Below are 19,670 nucleotides of genomic sequence, written 5' to 3' on the forward strand. Positions count from 1 at the left end.
TTCCTAATCAAATCAGAACATATGTTTCTATTATAGAATAACGCCTCGACTATAGTTTTGGCAAGTTATCTTATCTCTTTTATATACCATTTTCAATAGAAAAATCCTTGTTTTTTCACAAGGATTCCTCTAGGCTACTATTTCAGAAAAATAATCGTTTGTCAACGAGAAATGGATATGTATGCCAAGATTATACATTCCAAACCTTTATCATGATCCAAATGATCAATATCCAAAATGGGATAACAAGTAACAATCTCCAAAAACAGCCTTTAAAAAATCTCATGATGAACACCTCGTTCATCGGCCCTACTTATTTATAAAGAGGGCTGAATCAATCTTTCTCTCTTTAAAACCTATACTATTTTGTCATCGCATGTTCTACTTTAATGCAACGATCCATTATTACAGTATAGCCTTTTTCTTGCAAAAGTTTATATGTATCTTCATCTTGTACTCCTAATTGTGCCCAAAAAACATCTGCATCAATCTCTACAAACTCTTTCGCAACATCCATTAAAAATTCTGAACGACGGAATACATTTACAATATCAACATGTTCCTTAATATCCTTTAGTGAAGAAACTGCTTTTTCTCCAAGCACCTCATCTACTGTTGGGTTTACTGGAATAATGCGATACCCAGCATCTTGCATTGCTTTTGAAACCATATACGATGTACGTTCTGGCTTATCCGATAATCCAACAACTGCAATCGTTTTGCTTTTCTTTAATACTTCACCAATTTCCGTACGAGTTGGGTTTTCAATTGTCATAATTTATCCCTCCTATTCCTTTAGTATAGCCGATAAAGAAAGTCTCTTTCAATATGAAAGAGACTTTCTTTTATTTCAATTATTGATTCTTTGTAGCTGAATTATCTGCTAAAGTAGCTGTTTTCGTCATTTTTTGACCGTTACGATAGAATGTAACTTCTACTTTCTCGCCTACTTTTTTCTTTTCATATAAATATTTACGGAATTGAAGTGAATTTTCTACTTTTTGATCATCTAATGATACTACAATATCATATTGCTCTAAACCAGCTTTTTCTGCAGGTGATATTGGGTAAATTTTACCTAATACAACGCCGTTTGTTACTTCTTTCGGTACTTTCAATTGATTTACTGCATAAGCTTGCACATCTTCTAATGAAACGACACCTACTCCAAGAGCTGGACGTTTCACTACTCCGTCTTTTTCAAGTGATTCAATAACTGGCTTTGCAATATTAATTGGAATAGCAAATCCAATTCCTTCAACTTCTTGTTGTGCAATTTTACTTGAATTAATCCCAATTATTTCACCATTTTGGTTAAACAACGCACCACCACTATTACCTGGGTTAATTGCTGCATCTGTTTGAATAACTTGAGCATTCCAATCTGCACGCTTATCGCCATCGATATCTACTGGAATTTCACGTTCTTTGCTACTAATAATACCTTCCGTTACACTTCCATCAAACCCTAGTGGGTTACCAATTGCAATCGCTTTTTCACCCGCACGAAGTTTACTTGAATCACCTAAAGTGGCAACTTTATTTACATTAGATCCATCAATTTCTACAACCGCTAAATCTAACCAAGGGTCTTTCCCTACAAGTTTTGCATCTACCTTTTTACCATCACTTAGTTTTACAGCAAGTTTATTCGCTCCATCTACTACATGGTTGTTCGTTACAATATACGCTTTATTTCCTGCTTTTTTATAAATAACACCTGATCCTGAGCCAGCTTGTTGCTCTTGGCCTGTCGGTTGCATTGCAAATGGATCAACACTTTGTTGCATATTAATAACACCTACAACAACATCTTTCGCGCCTTCAATCATACCAGGTAAATCAGTTTCATTTTTTGCTTTATTGACAACAGGAACTACAGTACCTTCAACTTTTGAATCCGAACTGAATGATGATACAGCCGCTCCATTATTTTGAGCCCATGGCATATATGGTGCCGCAAAACTAATTGTGACAGCCCCAACTACAGCTCCGACTAAACCTGTGAAAAAATAACCTTTTTTACTACCTGATTTTCTCACTTCTCTCGTTTCACTATGCTCTTCATTTAAATTTGGTCCGTCGTAATATCCCATGTTTACTTCCCCTCTCTGGTGAATTCGTATTTTCAGTATAGTCACGTTTTGTGTCCTTCTTGTGAACTCATCGTGAAATCCAATTAAAAAAATACTCTTATCTAACATTGTAGACAAGAAAAGTATTTTTTGTACATTCCACCTACAAAAGAGAGTATAAATTTGCTATATCCCAAAGCCAAAACGCATAGTAATTTAAAGGTTATTCTTCAAATTTGTAACCCACTCGAATAACAGTACCGATATGCTTCGCTTTATCTCCTAGCTTATTTCGTAGTTTTTTAATATGAGTATCAACCGTTCGGTCATCACCGTAGTAATCATATCCCCATAACTGATCTAATAAATGTTGACGTGACAACACAATTCCTTTGTTCTCCATTAAATAAACAAGAAGTTCAAATTCCTTATGTGTCAATATAATTTCTTCTCCATCTACTAAAACGGTTCTAGATAGACGATTCACTTCTATTCCAGCTAAAGACATAGCATTTTCTTCCGCTACTCCTACCACACCATCCGCGCGTTTCAATAACGTCTTCGCACGAGCTACTAACACTTTCGGGCTGAAAGGTTTCGTTACATACTCATCTGCACCTAATTCGAACCCTAGTAGTGTATCATCCTCATCTGAACGTGCTGTCAACATAATGATCGGTACTGCTGATTCTTTTCTAATTCGTCTACAAACAGACCATCCATCTATTTCTGGTAACATAATATCTAACATAATTAAATCAATTTCATGCTCTGCAAATAATTCTAACGCTATTTTTCCGTCTTCTGCTTCGATTACTTCAAAGCCTTCATTACGAAAATAATCACTAACGATTTCACGTAATCTTCTTTCATCTTCAACAAGTAATACTGTTTTATTCATATAATCTATCCCGCCTTTTTACTCTTTCAATCGAATAATACGTTGATTGGAGCTTCCGCGAAATGGAAGTGTTAAATCTTTTTTCTCGATTTCAAACCTTCCATCGACTAAAACATCCCCATAATGTAACAACTCTATCATATCATTATTTTGAGAACTCTGTATCTCTTCTAACGTATAACCTGTATACATCCATAGATTTTTTTTCAAGTCTTTCACAGCTTTTGCTACTTTTTTCACTTCAGCAGCTTGGAAGAATGGATCTCCACCTGAAAATGTTACATCAGTTAATGAATTACTTGCAATCTCGTTCACAATTTCTTCTACTGTCATTTCAGTTCCATTACAAATATTCCACGATTTTGGATTATGGCAACCGAAACAACGATGCGGACAGCCCGCAAAAAACACGACTGTCCGCAACCCTTCCCCATCTACTACACTATCATGAATGATGTTCATCACTTTCATTTATGCTTCACCCGATCCATCTCTTCACTACGTTTCGCACTATTCCACTTCGACATATCTCCTACAAGATAACCTGTTATACGGCGAATTCTTTCTATATTAGCTTCGTCTTCATTTCCGCAACTTGGGCATTCATTTCCAATAACTCCGTGATAACTGCAGCACTTACAACGGTCAACAGGATGATTAATTGAACCGTATCCAACGCCATGATTTGCCATCGCTCGTACAATTTGTTTTAACGCCTGTTTGTTATGCATAGCTGCTCCGTCTAGCTCAATATACGTAATATGTCCCCCGTTACATAGAGCATGGAAAGGTCCTTCTAAACGAATTTTATTTATCGCTTGAATGCTATAGTAAACTGGGATATGGAATGAATTCGTATAATAATTATGGTTCGTTATACCGCTAATCACACCAAATTCTTCTCTATCTTTTTTCACAAACTTCCCTGATAACCCTTCTGCAGGAGTTGCAATTACTGAGAAATTCAGTTCATGTTCTTCCGTTGCTTTATCCATTCTATCTCTCATAAAGGAAATGATTTCATATCCGAGTTTCCATGATTCTTCATCTTCTCCATGATGCTTTCCTGTTAAAGCTACTAAACACTCCGCAAGACCGATAAAACCAAGACTTAACGTCCCTTGCTTTAAAATGGATGCTACAGAATCTTCAGGCTGTAACTTCTCTCCACCGCGCCATACACCTTGTGAATATAAAAATCGAAAATCTCTTGCTCGCTTCGTACATTGATACTCAAATCTCTCTAATAATTGCTTAATCCCTAAATCTAAGTAATAATTTAACGCTTCAAAAAATGCTTCTTTTGAACCACTAATTAACGCTAATTTCACTAAGTTGATAGACGTAAATGATAAATTGCCTCTTCCAATCGCTGTTTCTTCTCCATGTATGTTAGACATGACACGGGTACGACATCCCATATAACATACTTCACTTTCCGGTCGTCCGTCATAATGCACTGCATTAAATGGCGCATCTAAAAATGAAAAGTTAGGGAATAATCGTTCAGCCGTTGTCTCTAACGCTAATTCAAATAAATCATAGTTCGGATCACATTCTTCAAAGTTCACACCTTTTTTCATTTTAAAAATTTGAATCGGAAAAATTGGTGTTTCTCCTTTACCAAGACCAGCTTGTGTCGCTTTTAAAAGTTGTCTAACTAATAACCGTCCCTCTTTTGATGTGTCTGTTCCATAATTAATAGAAATAAACGGTACTTGTCCCCCGCCCCTACTGTGCATACTATTTGAATTATGAACGAAAGCTTCACACGCCTGATACGTATCATTTTCTGTTTCTTTCCATGCAAATTCTTCTATTTGTTCTTTCGTAAGCGGATATGACTGTAATCGTTTCTTATGTCTCGCTACTGTTTTTCTCACATATGGAGCTAAATCAATATCAAAGAGTGCAAATGATTGACCACCGTGCTGCATATTTTGATTCGCCTGAAAAATAATAGACGAAAGAGCCAATGCACTTTTAATATCCTGCGGTTGTCTCATATGCCCATGTCCGGTATGAAAACCGTCCGCAAGCATTTGCGCTAACGGAATTTGCGAACAAGTCGTCGTTCCTGTCGCATAAAAATCTAAGTCATGTGGATATAATATATTTTGATTTATCGCTTTTTTCACTTGATCTGACAATAAATTTTCAACTGCATAATATTTCGCACTCTCTGATGCGAACGTTCCCATTACTCCCATTGGAGAGCGACCATCTACATTTGCATTTTCTTGCATTAAATCTTGCTCACTACCGTGGACAATCGTCTCAAACACTCTCATTAATTCTTCTCCACGTACATTTCGTTGTAACATTTATAACCCTCCACCAATATGTTGTTGTCTTTTGATTAAAATGTTACTACATATAGTCTTGGTGTTTCTGTGAGAAATGTAACATTCCTGTGAAATTTTTTTCACGAAATAATGAATTTTTCATTTACAAAAAAGAAATGTGCTCTTTACAAATGTATGGTACAATATACGGGAAAAACTCTTTTTACCCTTTATCAACACATTTGAATAAAGGAGACTGAACTTATGGTTATTACATATCTTTTATTTATCGTTGCCTACTTACTTGGCTCGATTCCATTCGCACTAGTCGTTGGAAAAATCGGCTACGGAATCGATATTCGTGAGCACGGAAGCGGTAATCTAGGCGGAACAAATACATTCCGCACACTAGGGAAAAAAGCAGGTTTTATCGTTACAATTGCTGACATTTTAAAAGGTACATTAGCAACAAGTCTACCGATTATTTTCGGTTTAGATGTTCACCCACTATGGTTCGGATTAGCAGCTGTTCTTGGACATGTGTATCCGATTTTCGCGAAATTCCGTGGTGGTAAAGCTGTTGCAACTTCTGCTGGCGTGCTATTATGCTACTCTCCAGTTGTTTTTGCAATATTAGCTGTTGTCTTTTTCAGCCTTTTATTTACAACAAGATACGTATCACTTTCTTCTATGGTAACAGCCGTCGTTGCTGTTATTGCATCCATTGTTAGCGGGGATAAAATCTTCATTATTGCGATGTGTTTATTAGCAGGTATGGTTATTTATAAACACCGTGCAAATATCGGACGAATTATAAATAAAACTGAACCGAAAGCAAACTTTTCAAAAAAGCAAAAATAAGATCGTAACCCACATAACGCAAAAAGAAAACGTGAAGCATATTAATAGCGTCTTTTTGCGTTATTTTTTATACTAAAGAAAAAGCAACATAATTTGGAGGAACTATACATGAATCTTTCCGTAACAAAAGAAGCAGCACAATGGTATAAAAACGAATTAAACTTACAATCGGGTGAAAAACTACGCCTTTTCGTACAATACGGCGGTTGCAGTACTGTGCAAAAAGGACTTTCTTTAGGTATTCGTAAAGATGATCCTGCACATCCTGCTGTTCAAACTCAAGAAGAAGGTATTAACTTCTTTATTGAAGGCGATGATGAGTGGTTCTTCGATGGACATAATTTAGCTGTTACATTTAACGACGGTGACGATTTCCCGCAATTTAATTATGAAAAATAAAAAAGCGTGGCTTCTGCCACGCTTTTTTATTTTTTCTTAATTTCCTCATATTTCGCATACCACTCTGGATATAACTTTTTAAATGATACAGGCCTGAACCCTTCTTTTTTCGCGCAAATATTCGTCGTACTTGCAGTAATACAAAGTTCACCTTCACCGTTATATATTTCATAACCATATACAACGCGAAGCGGACTAACAGTATCAATCCACGTTTTCACAATTGCTTTTTCTCCGTAACGCATCGCTTTACGATATGAAATTTGCAAATCTAACACAGGAGAAATAATTCCCTCTTTCTCCATTTCAACATATGAAAATCCTAAATCTTGTATAAGTTTCGTGCGACCTAGTTCAAGCCACACCAAATAGTTTGAATGGTAAACAACACCCATTTGATCTGTTTCCGCATAACGGATTTCAACTTCATGTTCTGCTACAAACATATGTATTCGCCTTCTTTCACTTCTGCTACCTTGCATACATTTAATCATAATACAGTGACATCAAAAATAAAATAAAAACAGTGAATCTTTTACTGAAAGGAGCAAGCTTATGATTCAAATTGTAACTGTTCGTAGCGGTGATAGCGTATATAGCTTGGCATCAAAGTACGGATCAACACCTGACGAAATAGTAAAGGACAATGGACTAAATCCAGCTGAAACACTCGTTGTAGGTCAGGCACTGATCGTTAATACGAAAGGGAATAATTATTATGTACAGCCTGGCGATAGCCTATATCGAATCTCTCAAACATATAACGTACCTCTCGCTAGTTTAGCTAAGGTTAATAACTTATCTTTAAAATCCATTCTCCATGTTGGACAGCAATTATATATACCAAAAGGGACAAAACGCGCAGTAGAATCCATCGCTTATTTACAACCTTCAACAATACCAATAAAAGAAAGTTTGGTTAACGCTACGCGTGCCATTAATCCATTTTTAACATATTTGGCTTACTTCAGTTTCGAGGCAAAAAGAGATGGTACGTTAAAAGAACCAACTGAAACAGCTAAAATCGCTAATATTGCAACGCAAGGCAAAACCATCCCGATGCTCGTTATTACAAATATTGAAAATGGAAATTTCAGTGCCGATCTGACATCGGTTATTTTACGCGATGCATCGATTCAAAACAAATTTATTACTAACATTTTACAAACAGCTGAGAAGTACGGTATGCGAGACATTCATTTTGATTTCGAGAGTGTAGCACCTGAAGATCGCGAAGCGTATAATCGTTTTTTACGAAATGTAAAAACACGCTTACCTAACGGATACACATTGAGTACAACGCTTGTACCGAAAACAAGTTCAAATCAAAAGGGAAAATTTTTCGAAGCTCACGATTATAAAGCACAAGGGCAAATTGTTGATTTCGTCGTCATTATGACATATGACTGGGGTTGGCAAGGCGGGCCACCGATGGCTATTTCTCCTATCGGTCCTGTAAAAGAAGTACTTCAATATGCAAAATCTCAAATGCCTCCCCAAAAAATTATGATGGGGCAAAACTTATACGGATTCGATTGGAAACTTCCGTTCAAACAAGGCAATCCGCCTGCAAAAGCAATTAGCTCTGTCGCAGCTGTCGCACTAGCTCGTAAATACAATGTCCCCATCCGCTATGATTTCACAGCTCAAGCTCCTCATTTTAATTATTTTGATGAAAATGGTGTTCAACACGAAGTTTGGTTTGAAGATTCACGGTCTGTTCAAAGCAAATTCAATTTAATGAAAGAACAAGGTATAGGCGGTATTAGTTACTGGAAGATTGGCTTACCATTCCCGCAAAATTGGCGTTTACTCGTTGAAAATTTTACGATTACGAAAAAGGGCTGACATAAGTCAGCCCTTTTTGACTATTAAAAATCCGTCACAAAAAGAAGAATGACAACATTCTCCCTTTTTTAACCGTTATCAACAATCGGTTGTTTGCCTGTTTGGTCTTGCATTTGCTTTCCTTTATTGCCACCAGCTTTTTTTGATTGTGTTCCAATATGATTCGGTGCAAAGTCTTTTGAATTCTTTTTCGGATTACCCATTACTATCGCCTCCTTAACACTAGTATCGTACTAGTGTTAAGAATTATTCAGCTTGCTTAAAAAGTTGCATTTCATAACGTTTTTCAATACGCTCTTCAATGCGATCGATTGCATCACGATCACTTAATAATTGTTGTTTATTTTCTTTCACAAGTTCGTCAAATGATTTACGGCGACTTCTTCTCATGCTGTTCACCCTCTCTCCTTCGCATTCTTACTATACATAGTATGAGCAAATGAAAAACTCTTTAATCAGATTTGTAAGAAAATTTTATGTTTTAGTACTCCTAAAAAAACTCCGTGCACAACTTCTTGTACACGGAGTTTTTTATACCATTATATTTAAATATTCTTTTAGCTTTTCATCTGCATTCATTTCACTTTGTTTATACTCACTTAGCGCTTGCAGTACGAAATCATACTGTCCTAAAATATAACTTTCTAATTTCAGGACATCCTCTAAGCTATTAAGCATAATTCTCGTATTACCAACTTCACTTTTTAACGCGGGTTCACAATTTAAACTCGTACATATTTCTTTCACATCATCTTCTAATATCTCTGTTAATACGTATTTCTTTCGCCCTTTTACTTTTACTCTCATAACTGGATAAAAAGCTTTTATATCTAAATAGCTTCCTACATTCATACAACGAATCCATTCGATATCACGTTTATTTCGTACAAGTATCTTTTTTACTGCTTCATATACTACTGTTTCATCAAGTACTTCTGTATTCGATTTCCTGTTTGTTTCTTCTTCAATAGATGCACATTTTTGATAAACAGCTGCACAAGTAATACAATCATCAAATGCATTATGAGAACTTAAACGAATGCCAAGCATTCGCTTTAACGTTTCAAGTTTATGATTAGGTGCGTGCTTCATATATTTCTTCGCTAAAAACACAGTATCAATCACTTTATTTTGAGGTTCAGGCAGCCCAAGCATATTTACATTACTTTTAAAAAAACGCATATCAAAAGATGCATTATGAGCGACAATAACATTTGTATGTAAAAATGCTAAAAATAAAGGTAATACTTCTTCAATCGTCGGTGCATCTGAAACACGATAATTTGTAATACCTGTTAAACTCGTTATTCGGTCCGGAATTGAACGCTCTGGATTCACATAGGAAACAAATTGATCTACTAGTTCATGATTACGATATTTCACTGCTGCTACTTGAATAATTTTATCATTATAAGGGTTAAATCCTGTTGTTTCAAAATCAATTACAACATAATCTAACGGTAAGGATATATTCCCCACTCCAAACACTCCTTTACCTCTAAACGTTTATATTTCTTTTATCATAACATGCTGCTATCACTACGTGAAAAAGAAAAGGCAGAAATGGTAACTTTCCACCCCTACCTTTTCACCATTATTTTAATTTAGCAATCCGTTTCTCCATCTCTTTTTGCGTCATCGGTCCAATAAACTTATCTTGAATGACACCTTTCGTATCTATAAAATACGAAGTTGGAATCGTAATTACTTTATACGCTGTTGTCACATCAATGTTCTTGTCCAATAAAATAGGAAAAGTAATTCCTTTTTCTTTTGCAAAATTGCTTACCTTTTCTACTCCCCCGCCCTTTTCTGAAGGCGTATAATTTATTGCTAAAATTTCTACATTTTCTTTATGTTCTTTATAGAAAGCCTCCATATCCGGCATTTCTTGCTGGCAAGGTCCACACCACGTTGCCCAAAAGTTTAAAATCACTTTCTTTCCTTTCAAATCTGATAACTTTACATTCGTTCCATCTAACTTCGTTAATTCAAAGTTTGGCGCACTCTTCCCTATTTCGATACCATTACTTGCAATCATCTCTTTCATAGCAGCTTCACTTTTTTCTTGCTCCCCTTGTACCGCCTGGTCTTTTTTACCAAACTGTTCATAAGCTGCATATCCCGCTAAACAAAGTAACACTACAATAATCGTAAGCTTCCGCCACATTTTATATCACCCTAACGTATTTATCTTCTTATTAACCTAATTACCCAAATACTATATACCTTATTTTAGCTTATACGGACAAGCTTGGAAATATTCACAGTCAAAATAATTAGAATATTCTTATTTAAAGTGAAGTTTTTTCCTTTTTATCATATAATTAGAAAAACAGATGAGGTGTTTTATCTTCTTATTGACCCACTTACCTATTTACTCTCGTAGTTATATAACCTTCAACAAAAGGGGGATTGTTTATGAATTCATTCGAAAAAACAACATTATATATTCTTAGTTTTCTTTTATACCCAATCGGCATTATTACATGGATCATTTCACTCTTTAGTAAAGATCTTGAAAAAAAGAAAGTAGGGCGTATTTGTCTCTACGTCTCTCTAGTCTCATTCGTCCTTTTCTTAATTCTCGGAATTGCAACTTTCCTTATGACTGCTACTTTTAACGTTGATCTGAATCACTCCGAATCTATCCAGTATCAAATAAATGATGCTGAATAAAGATAAGAGCAGTGCTCTTATCTTTATTCATATCTCTGTAAAAACGAATGACTATTTATTAATTTTTCAGGACTTCCACATGCAACAATACTTCCTTCTCTCATTATAACAACACGATCTGCTAGTATCGCTTTCTCTACATCATGTGTTGCCACAATTCTCGTGACCCCTCTTCCTAATCCTTCTATCATATTCCAAACAGTTTCTTGATTGCCCGGATCTAATCCCGCAGTCGGTTCATCTAAAATAATAAGATTCGGATTTGAACCAATAGCGCGTAATAATGCAAGACGTTTCCTTTCTCCTCCCGAAAACTCTTCACCACTTTTATGTAGTACAGTTTGAATCCCTTCAGGCAAGTCCCTAATAATGGATGTTCCATTTACAAGTTCAATATTTTTTTCTAACTGGTGTTCTATATACTCTTCACCGAAATACATATTCTCTTTTACTGTCGTCCGAAAGAAACGAGGTTCTTGCCACACTGTCGTCATACGAGCCTCATTACCATAATAAACAATGTTACCGTTAGATGGTTTATACAACCCTATCATTAATTTTAAAAGTGTCGTCTTTCCTGCACCACTTTCTCCTACAATCATAACGAGTTCACCAGGATTAATTTGCAAATCAATATTATGAATTCTGCATTTCTCTTCATTACTCTCCTGAAATGAAACATTTGTTACCGTCATCCCCATCGCTCTTTCTACCTTACTATTTGCCACTCGTTTATCTAAAAAGGAAAAAACTCTATTTGCCGAAGCGACTGCAACTTGTGTCATCATTAATAAATCGCCAACGTAGCGGACTGGAAAAAAGAGCATTTCAATTGTGGCTAACACGGCAACAATTGAACCAACTTCCATTTCCCCCTTCATTATTTTCTGCGCGCCTATAATGAGAACAACGATATATGCCCCTGTTTCAATCACGGTTCCAACTACTCCAATGCAATGTTGCATCATCGTCTTCTTTACTTCTGTTTTATAAGATTGTGCCGTTACTCCCTTAAATAAGCGAATGGCCCATTTTTCTTTTTGCAAACTACGTAAATCTTGTGCTCCTTTTACAAACTGTTACACCATCTCTACAACACTTGATTGATTTCTTTGAGCAATGCTGGCGATATTTCTTACCTTTTTCCCCATCAACATCGGAACCGTTGCACTTAAAAATAAAAACGGAGCTACCCACAATATGAACTTTATATCTATATGTTGTAGTGCTATGATTGCGCCAATAAATTGGGCAATAGCGTGTATATATTCTATTAATATAGATCCATATAATCTGACCCAGTTCGGAATATCAGACACAACTAATGTCTCTAACTCTCCTCCCTTAATCTTCTCACTCTCTTCAAACGGTAATGAGAAGAAATGACGCAATACATCTATACGCTTCTCTCGTAATATTCGCTGACTCGCTTTTGAACTTACATAATCAAATGAAAGATTGTTCACCCACATCAACAAGCGGCTAGCTGCAAACAAAGTAATGTAAAGATACACCTCCTTTAACTCTCGTTGAATAAGGTTATCTACAATTAATCCCATGAATAGTGGACGAGATAAATTTAAAATAGCAGCAAAGCATCCACTACATACAGCTGCTATTACTAATAATTTTTCTTTCTGTAACGGTAACAATATTCTTTTATATTCTTTCATGATGTTCCCTCCATTATTATAGTAAAAAGAAAGGGATGAAACCAAATGGTTTCATCCCTTTCCATAAAATAAGGAAGCTAACAGTTGTTAGCTTCCTTATCGTTCATTTCAATTATTTAGTTCGACACTTTAGACTCTTCAATTTTCTCACGAAGAACCATTTGCAGAATACCACCGTGACGGTAGTAGTCAATTTCTACTTCACTATCGAAACGAGCTACTACTTCAAATTGTTTTTCGTTGCCATCTGCATCAGTTGCAACTACTTTTACAAGATCGCGTGGTCTAACTGTTTTGTCAATTTGAATTTCAAATGACTCGTTACCAACAAGACCTAACGTTTCAGCGCTTTCGCCATCTTTAAATTGAAGTGGTAATACACCCATTAATACTAAGTTACTACGGTGAATACGTTCGAAGCTTTCTGCGATTACCGCTTTAATACCTAATAAGTTTGTACCTTTCGCAGCCCAGTCACGAGAACTTCCCATACCGTAATCTTTACCAGCAATAACTAGAAGGCCTGTGCCATCTTCTTTATATTTCATAGCAGCATCATAGATTGATGTTACTTCACCAGTTGGCCAATATGTTGTGTATCCACCTTCTGTTCCTGGTGCGATTTGGTTTTTAATACGGATGTTCGCGAATGTACCACGCATCATAACTTCGTGGTTACCACGACGAGAACCGTAAGAGTTAAAGTCAACAGGTTGTACGCCGTTTTCTAATAAGTAGCGTCCTGCTGGTGTATGCTTACCAATTGAACCTGCTGGTGAAATATGGTCTGTCGTTACAGAGTCTCCAAATTTACCAACTATGCGTAAATCTGATAACGTTTCAACTTCACCTGGCTCTTTAGATAATCCTTCAAAGAACGGTGGGTTTTGAATATAAGTTGAATCATTATCCCAAGTATATAAAGCTTCATTTGAAGTTTGGATTTCATTCCAGCGCTCATTGCTGTTAAATACTTGTGCATATTCTTTCTTGAACAGTTCAGATGTAACAACGTTTTGAACTACATCTTCAATTTCTTTAGCTGATGGCCAAATGTCGTTGAAGTAAACAGCATTGCCATTTGCATCTTTACCGATTGCATCATTTTTCAGGTCAATATCAACAGTACCTGCAAGTGCATATGCCACAACAAGTGGTGGTGATGCTAAGTAGTTTGCTTTTACAAGTGGATGAATACGACCTTCAAAGTTACGGTTACCAGATAAAACAGATGTTACTAATAAATCGTTTGCTGCGATTGCTTCTTCTAATTCCTCTGCTAACGGACCAGAGTTACCGATACAAGTCGTACAACCGTAACCAACTGTTTGGAAACCTAATTGATCTAAATATGTTGTTAAACCTGATTTATCTAAGTATTCAGTAACAACTTTAGATCCTGGTGCTAATGATGTTTTTACGTACTCAGGTACTACAAGCCCTTTTTCAATTGCTTTCTTCGCAACTAGACCTGCCCCAATTAATACGTATGGGTTTGATGTATTTGTACAGCTTGTAATTGCAGCGATTGCAATTGCACCTGTTTTCATCGTTACTTCTTTATCTTCTAATGTAACCTTCACTTCTTTATCGAACTCTTGCTCATTAAATCCAAGTCCTTGTGTTCCAACTGGTGCTACAACAGCTTTATGGAACGCATCTTTCATATCTGAAAGTGGAATTAAATCTTGTGGGCGTTTCGGTCCAGAAAGGTTAGATTCGATTGTATTTAAATCAATTTCAACAAGATCAGTGTAAATTGGATCTTTGCTGTCTGCTGTATAGAATAAACCATTTGCTTTACAGTATTCTTCAACAATGCGAATTTGCTCTTCATCTCTACCTGTTAAACGTAAGTATTCTAATGAAATATCGTCAATTGGGAAGAATCCACAAGTTGCACCGTATTCTGGTGCCATGTTTGAAATTGTTGCACGGTCAGCTAAAGGCATGCTCTTTAGTCCATTACCGAAGAACTCAACGAATTTACCAACTACACCTTTTTGACGTAATACTTGTGTTACTTTTAATGCAACGTCAGTTGCTGTAGTACCACTTGGGAGTGTACCAGTTAATTTCACACCGATTACTTCAGGTACTGGGAAGTATGAAGGCTGTCCAAGCATTCCTGCTTCCGCTTCTATACCACCAACGCCCCATCCAAGAACGCCGATACCGTTAATCATTGTTGTATGTGAGTCTGTTCCAACTAATGAATCTGGGTATGCAACTAAGTCACCTTCAGCATTTTTCACAGCATGAACAACTGGTGCTAAATATTCAAGGTTTACTTGGTGTACAATACCTGTAGCTGGTGGCACTGCGCGATAGTTATCAAATGATTTTTGTGCCCAGCTTAAAAATTTATAACGTTCTTCATTACGTTTAAACTCTAAGTCCATGTTGAATGCAAGCGCGTCTGCCGTACCCGCTCTATCAACCTGTACAGAGTGGTCAATTACAAGGTCTACAGTAATTTCTGGATTAATTTTATCAGGATCCCCGCCCATATCTGCCATTGCTTTACGAAGCGAAGCCAAATCTACAACAGCTGGTACACCAGTGAAATCTTGTAAAATTACACGAGATGGTTTAAATGGAACATCGATATCTTGCACATCTTTCGTTCCCCATTTCGCTAAATTTGTAACATGCTCTTCTGTAATTACACGTCCGTCTACTTGACGAAGTACTGATTCAAGTAAAACTTTCACGGAATATGGTAATTGAGATACGTTGCCAACCCCTGCGTTTTCAAGCGCTTTCAAATCATAATAATGATACGTTTTTCCATCTAATTCAAAAGTTGCACGTGATTGAAATGGATTATGTTTGACCATTATGTTTCCCCCCTGTTAAACGTGACTAAGTTGTCTGAATATAAAATGTAGACAAACTTTTCAATACCTTACGATAATATCTTATTACAACTTTCTAAATAAGTAAATAATAAGAAACTTATAGATTATCATAAGTTTTCTTTATGTTTCTAAATTTGAATAGTGTTCACGCTCCTTATGAATACTATTACCATAAAGTAAAGTGCTCTATTAGTACTTTACTTACAGTTCATACATACTATGAACTGCTCATCATTCAACATACAAAAAAAGTTATAGAGGTGAAATAAAATGGGTAAAAGAAAAGCAAATCATACTATTTCAGGAATGAATGCGGCATCTGCACAAGGACAAGGTGCTGGTTATAATGAAGAATTTGCAAACGAGCCTTTAACTCCAGCAGAGCGACAAAATAATAAAAAACGTAAAAAGAACCAGTAACGAAAAATCCCAAAAGGTCCATTTCCTTTTGGGATTTTTTCTAATGTTTATAACGTAGTAATTCTGAAACCGTTACAAATCGATATCCTTGTTTTTTCAGCTCAGGTAAAATTTTTGCTAATGCTGCTACTGTTTGACTACGATCATTTCCTCCATCATGTAACAATACGATATCTCCACTTTTAGCATTTTTTACTACATGATTTACAATGGATTCAACCCCTGGATTTGCCCAATCACGCGGGTCTTGATGCCACGACCATAGAACAGTTTGATAACCTGCTTCTTTCGCTGTTTTAAATACAGCATCGTTAATATATCCGCCAGGTGGACGGAATAGTAAAGGTTCTTTCACCCATTTTTCGAAAAATTTCTTTCCATCTAAAATATCATTTTCTAATTTTTCATCCGATGAATTACTCGCATATAAATGATTCATCGTATGATTTCCAATTTCATGTCCCTCTTTTAACACTTGTTTCACTAAATATGGATTACGCTGAACTCGAAATCCAATCATAAAAAATGTTGCTTCTGCTTTATATTGACGTAATAAATGTAAAACTTGCGGTGTATAAGTTGGATCTGGGCCATCATCAAATGTAATGGCAATAATCTTTTCATTATTAGGTACTTCCCACGTTACATAGCCAGTTGGTTCTAGCTCTTTTCTGAGCAACATTTTCGCTTCCACTTTTTCAACTTGAAATATATGTACTGCGCATAATAAACAAAAAACGAATAGAAAAATCTTCTGTTTTAGCATAACGTTCGTCAAAGTAATAAGGTTGTCGAATACACAACAATCTCATTTACTTTTCTAATTGATCTACATTTCGCATAATGTTTTGGAGATTATTTTCGTATTGCTCAAGTTGTGGGCGTTGTGTTTCTGAAGCTACCTCTAACGCATTTTGAATTTGTTCATACGCTTCCTGAACCTCTTGGCGTAACTCTTTTAAATCATGACCGTAGTTTGGATCATTTTTTACAATGTTATTAAATGCGTTTTCTGCTTGTGTAACTCCTTGCTGCGCTGCTTGAAAAGCTTGTTGTTTATCTTTATGATATGGCATTATATAATCCCCTTTCCATAATAGTTAGTCCCATTTATCTTTACCTTTTTTTCTAAAAACATTCTCGTATAAATTTGCAAACTTCTCTCATTCTAAAGAGAAAGAGGAGGTGTCACATACAATGGGAAAAAACAATCGTGAAGCGAAAGAAAAAAAGGGACAACCTGAACCATTAAGCGGATCTCATAAAGTAAAAAACCGTAACCATTCACGCCAAAAAAATCATGCACATCATGATATGTAAAACAAAAGGCTCACACTAGCTACCTTTGCCACATACAATGTTTATATTTTTCCATTTATTCTTCACCCCTACTTCATTCATGCATAACATAGTATGAATTGAGATTTTACGGAGGGTGTCTTACATGGGCAAGAAAAAGAAGGATTGTCTTTTTCATGTTGATGGTTTCGAAGAATGGATGGATCAATTTTGTTCTGATTCTTGTAGTAACTTTAGTTTCCCAAATCAAATTCATATTGACCTTTGTGAAACTGAACAAGAATACATTTTGGAAACAGATGTACCAAATGTATCCGAACAAAATGTAGTTATTAAAAAGATGGAGACAGGCCTAAATATTTGCATACTTCATAAAAATATTTCTTTGCAGCGGATCATCCCTTTACCCGCTACTATTATTTATAAAAAGATGCTAGCCTGCTTAGAGAATGGATATTTAGCCATTCATATTTCCAAAAATGAAGTTGCTAATAAACATGAAGAAAAAGTTCTTTTTCAAATTGAGAATTAAAATAAAGTAAAGCTTTAATCAATGGGTTCTTACTGCCCGCAAATAGCGGGATAAATACAAAAATAAGCCCCAGTCATCTGCTGGGGCTTATTTTATTTCGCATCTAATTCTAAATTACAATTTCTATCATATCTTTTTTTCAATAAACCTTTTGTAACTACAAGTACAGGAAATGCTACAGTTGAAAATATAGCTAGTGCTGAAAATACTACAAACCCATTYTGATACCCGTAGTAATCGAGAAGCACTCCTCCAAACCATGGACCAATTACTGCTCCAATCCCTGAAAATCCCATTGCTCCAAAATATGTTCCTTTTAAATGTGAAACAGCTATATCATCAATAAATACATCCGTCATGGAAAACATTAAAACTTCTCCAACTGTAAAAATAATTGTACAAATAGCAGCACCTAGCATAGATTCTGCTATTCCAAATCCAAACAACCCTCCGCTCACAAATAAAGTTCCAACCATAATTGATGTTAACGGTGTATACTTTTTACATATTTGAATAACAGGGTATTGAATTACGACTACAACAATCGCATTTAAAGCTAACATATACGAAAACAATGTCACTCCATCCTGAAATATATGTGAATTCGCAAAATATTGAGATACTGTTGTCGTTAAGTGTGAAAAGCCACAATTACTCAAAATAATACCGACTAAAGCAACTAAAAATACGACATCCTTTCGCAATATACGAACTGCATTTAACATTGTGACAGGCTTTTCTGTATTTACTTTCTTTTTTTCAATTGGATACTTCTTAAATTGGAATGCTAATATAGCTGTATATAGAATATATACTCCAGCTGCTACTAAAAAAGGAATTGTAGATTTTGCACTTCCAATCTGTAATCCGACAAGTGGGCCAATCGCTACTCCAACATTTATTGCACCGTAACGCAAATTATATACGAGTAAACGATACTCTGGTTTCGTTAAATCTGATAATAATGCTCTTGACGTCGGCTCAAAAAAAGACCGACATAATCCATTCAAAGCATTTAATAAAAAGAAACTTAAAACATGATTTGCAAATGAAAAACCTATAAATACAAACACCCAAACGATCATGGACCATATTATAATCATGTTTCGGCCGAATCGATCCGATAAATTCCCTCCAATAAAACTAGCAAACACTCCAACAAGTGCACTCGTTCCGATAATAGCACCCGTCATTCCAGCTGATACACCTTTAACAGTCGTTAAATAAATTGCTAAAAAAGGAATACTCATTGACGTGGCGAACCTCGCAAATAAAGTCCCTATTATAATTGTCATTCCTAACGGATGAATATTTTGTAACTTCCCTTTCATCGTTAAACCTACTCTCCCTGTTCTTACAAAAAAAAGAAAGCAAAGGATCTGCTTTCTTTTCCCTTTTTATACTTGAGCTGTTGATACCCGAGCTGTTCTCGTTATATCCATATCTATGCCATATGTAAACTGTAATTCTTTACAAACATCTTTAATTAAAATTGCAACATTATACTTCTCATTAAATTGTAAAACGATATTTTCTACTTCTTCATATGTATACTTATACTCCCCTGTAATGACACTTTTTAAATCAAAGCATTCATTTATACAAAGTTGCACAAGCAGCTGATCATATTTCTCTATTACATCTTCTTTCTTCCACAGTACCTCTTTTACATATAACCGATCAAACTTCACACTTTCTCGATTACAATCCGTTAAAATCCGGGTCATTTCATTTAATTCTCGATACAATTCAGAAATATTTTTGCTTAAACTAAGCAGTTTATCTACGCCGTTTTCATATAACATATTCATTCCACCCCCGCATTTTCTTCTTATTA

At 35.7% G+C, this 19,670-nt stretch carries 22 protein-coding genes and 1 pseudogene; 7 read left to right on the plus strand and 16 right to left on the minus strand.

Going from position 1 to position 19,670, the window contains the following annotated elements:
* Positions 1-361 precede the first annotated feature (361 nt).
* The 5 genes from AC1DMU_RS12350 to AC1DMU_RS12370 all read right to left on the minus strand — a co-directional run bounded on the left by AC1DMU_RS12350 (position 362) and on the right by AC1DMU_RS12370 (position 5,300).
* On the minus strand, positions 362-775 hold the full coding sequence (locus tag AC1DMU_RS12350; RefSeq protein WP_048565897.1) for a CoA-binding protein: 414 nt from the start codon (positions 773-775) through the stop codon (positions 362-364).
* Positions 776-854: 79 nt separating this feature from the next.
* Positions 855-2,096, minus strand: a complete 1,242-nt coding sequence (locus AC1DMU_RS12355) for a S1C family serine protease (protein WP_046957742.1) — start codon at positions 2,094-2,096, stop codon at positions 855-857.
* A 202-nt stretch (positions 2,097-2,298) separates the two neighbouring features.
* Complete coding sequence (locus tag AC1DMU_RS12360) at positions 2,299-2,976, minus strand: response regulator transcription factor (protein WP_001044675.1); 678 nt, start codon at positions 2,974-2,976, stop codon at positions 2,299-2,301.
* A gap of 18 nt (positions 2,977-2,994) precedes the next feature.
* On the minus strand, positions 2,995-3,447 hold the full coding sequence (gene nrdG / locus AC1DMU_RS12365) for an anaerobic ribonucleoside-triphosphate reductase activating protein (protein ID WP_000867068.1): 453 nt from the start codon (positions 3,445-3,447) through the stop codon (positions 2,995-2,997).
* Positions 3,444-5,300 carry an anaerobic ribonucleoside triphosphate reductase gene (locus AC1DMU_RS12370; protein ID WP_087982126.1) on the minus strand — a complete coding sequence of 619 codons (1,857 nt, stop codon included), beginning with the start codon at positions 5,298-5,300 and terminating at the stop codon, positions 3,444-3,446. Before AC1DMU_RS12370 ends, nrdG begins: the two co-directional genes overlap by 4 nt.
* A gap of 225 nt (positions 5,301-5,525) precedes the next feature.
* On the opposite strand from AC1DMU_RS12370, the gene plsY reads away from it, so the two are divergent.
* Entirely contained in the window at positions 5,526-6,122 is a 597-nt protein-coding gene (gene plsY / locus AC1DMU_RS12375) for a glycerol-3-phosphate 1-O-acyltransferase PlsY (RefSeq protein WP_000237189.1), read from the plus strand.
* Positions 6,123-6,230: 108 nt separating this feature from the next.
* Positions 6,231-6,521 (plus strand): HesB/YadR/YfhF family protein, encoded by a 291-nt coding sequence (locus AC1DMU_RS12380; RefSeq protein WP_088064188.1) that lies wholly within the window; start codon positions 6,231-6,233, stop codon positions 6,519-6,521.
* A 26-nt stretch (positions 6,522-6,547) separates the two neighbouring features.
* Here AC1DMU_RS12380 and AC1DMU_RS12385 read toward each other — a convergent pair whose 3' ends face one another.
* Positions 6,548-6,967 carry an acyl-CoA thioesterase gene (locus tag AC1DMU_RS12385; RefSeq protein WP_000495804.1) on the minus strand — a complete coding sequence of 140 codons (420 nt, stop codon included), beginning with the start codon at positions 6,965-6,967 and terminating at the stop codon, positions 6,548-6,550.
* A gap of 109 nt (positions 6,968-7,076) precedes the next feature.
* On the opposite strand from AC1DMU_RS12385, the gene AC1DMU_RS12390 reads away from it, so the two are divergent.
* The gene (locus AC1DMU_RS12390) at positions 7,077-8,369 is read left to right on the plus strand and encodes a glycoside hydrolase family 18 protein (protein ID WP_046954571.1); all 1,293 of its coding nucleotides are present in this window, start codon (positions 7,077-7,079) and stop codon (positions 8,367-8,369) included.
* Positions 8,370-8,437: 68 nt separating this feature from the next.
* On the opposite strand, the gene sspN is transcribed toward AC1DMU_RS12390, so the two are convergent.
* The 4 genes from sspN to AC1DMU_RS12410 form a co-directional block, all read right to left on the minus strand.
* Positions 8,438-8,572 carry an acid-soluble spore protein SspN gene (sspN, locus tag AC1DMU_RS12395; RefSeq protein ID WP_000527987.1) on the minus strand — a complete coding sequence of 45 codons (135 nt, stop codon included), beginning with the start codon at positions 8,570-8,572 and terminating at the stop codon, positions 8,438-8,440.
* Between the two features lie 43 nt (positions 8,573-8,615).
* Positions 8,616-8,759 carry an FbpB family small basic protein gene (locus AC1DMU_RS12400; RefSeq protein WP_001254698.1) on the minus strand — a complete coding sequence of 48 codons (144 nt, stop codon included), beginning with the start codon at positions 8,757-8,759 and terminating at the stop codon, positions 8,616-8,618.
* Positions 8,760-8,900: 141 nt separating this feature from the next.
* Positions 8,901-9,848: a 3'-5' exonuclease gene (locus AC1DMU_RS12405; protein ID WP_088064189.1), complete on the minus strand. Its 948-nt coding sequence runs from the start codon at positions 9,846-9,848 to the stop codon at positions 8,901-8,903.
* 115 nt (positions 9,849-9,963) lie between these two features.
* A complete protein-coding gene (locus tag AC1DMU_RS12410; RefSeq protein ID WP_000269060.1) occupies positions 9,964-10,539 on the minus strand; it encodes a TlpA family protein disulfide reductase in 576 nt (191 codons plus the stop codon).
* A gap of 251 nt (positions 10,540-10,790) precedes the next feature.
* Here AC1DMU_RS12410 and AC1DMU_RS12415 point away from each other — a divergent pair, with 251 nt between their 5' ends.
* Complete coding sequence (locus AC1DMU_RS12415; RefSeq protein WP_088064190.1) at positions 10,791-11,048, plus strand: hypothetical protein; 258 nt, start codon at positions 10,791-10,793, stop codon at positions 11,046-11,048.
* 23 nt (positions 11,049-11,071) lie between these two features.
* Here the strand turns inward: AC1DMU_RS12415 and AC1DMU_RS12420 are convergent.
* Both AC1DMU_RS12420 and acnA read right to left on the minus strand, forming a co-directional pair.
* A pseudogene (locus AC1DMU_RS12420) lies at positions 11,072-12,721 on the minus strand (ABC transporter ATP-binding protein).
* Positions 12,722-12,837: 116 nt separating this feature from the next.
* On the minus strand, positions 12,838-15,561 hold the full coding sequence (gene acnA / locus AC1DMU_RS12425) for an aconitate hydratase AcnA (protein ID WP_048544062.1): 2,724 nt from the start codon (positions 15,559-15,561) through the stop codon (positions 12,838-12,840).
* A 291-nt stretch (positions 15,562-15,852) separates the two neighbouring features.
* Between acnA and sspO the strand changes: the two genes are divergently transcribed.
* On the plus strand, positions 15,853-16,002 hold the full coding sequence (gene sspO / locus AC1DMU_RS12430) for an acid-soluble spore protein SspO (RefSeq protein ID WP_000518053.1): 150 nt from the start codon (positions 15,853-15,855) through the stop codon (positions 16,000-16,002).
* A 40-nt stretch (positions 16,003-16,042) separates the two neighbouring features.
* Here the strand turns inward: sspO and pdaB are convergent, their stop codons facing one another.
* Both pdaB and AC1DMU_RS12440 read right to left on the minus strand, forming a co-directional pair.
* Positions 16,043-16,768, minus strand: a complete 726-nt coding sequence (gene pdaB / locus AC1DMU_RS12435) for a polysaccharide deacetylase family sporulation protein PdaB (RefSeq protein WP_097889942.1) — start codon at positions 16,766-16,768, stop codon at positions 16,043-16,045.
* A 46-nt stretch (positions 16,769-16,814) separates the two neighbouring features.
* Entirely contained in the window at positions 16,815-17,078 is a 264-nt protein-coding gene (locus AC1DMU_RS12440; protein WP_001146295.1) for a hypothetical protein, read from the minus strand.
* 121 nt (positions 17,079-17,199) lie between these two features.
* Here AC1DMU_RS12440 and AC1DMU_RS12445 point away from each other — a divergent pair, with 121 nt between their 5' ends.
* Both AC1DMU_RS12445 and AC1DMU_RS12450 read left to right on the plus strand, forming a co-directional pair.
* Entirely contained in the window at positions 17,200-17,322 is a 123-nt protein-coding gene (locus AC1DMU_RS12445; protein WP_000517650.1) for a small acid-soluble spore protein P, read from the plus strand.
* A 124-nt stretch (positions 17,323-17,446) separates the two neighbouring features.
* The gene (locus AC1DMU_RS12450) at positions 17,447-17,833 is read left to right on the plus strand and encodes an Hsp20/alpha crystallin family protein (protein ID WP_048544065.1); all 387 of its coding nucleotides are present in this window, start codon (positions 17,447-17,449) and stop codon (positions 17,831-17,833) included.
* Positions 17,834-17,925: 92 nt separating this feature from the next.
* Here AC1DMU_RS12450 and AC1DMU_RS12455 read toward each other — a convergent pair whose 3' ends face one another.
* A complete protein-coding gene (locus tag AC1DMU_RS12455) occupies positions 17,926-19,164 on the minus strand; it encodes an MDR family MFS transporter (protein WP_060487392.1) in 1,239 nt (412 codons plus the stop codon).
* Between the two features lie 66 nt (positions 19,165-19,230).
* Positions 19,231-19,638 (minus strand): hypothetical protein, encoded by a 408-nt coding sequence (locus AC1DMU_RS12460; RefSeq protein ID WP_000965140.1) that lies wholly within the window; start codon positions 19,636-19,638, stop codon positions 19,231-19,233.
* Between the last annotated feature and the right edge of the window lie 32 nt (positions 19,639-19,670).

The sequence above is a fragment of the Bacillus sp. 01N45 genome, assembly GCF_056399205.1.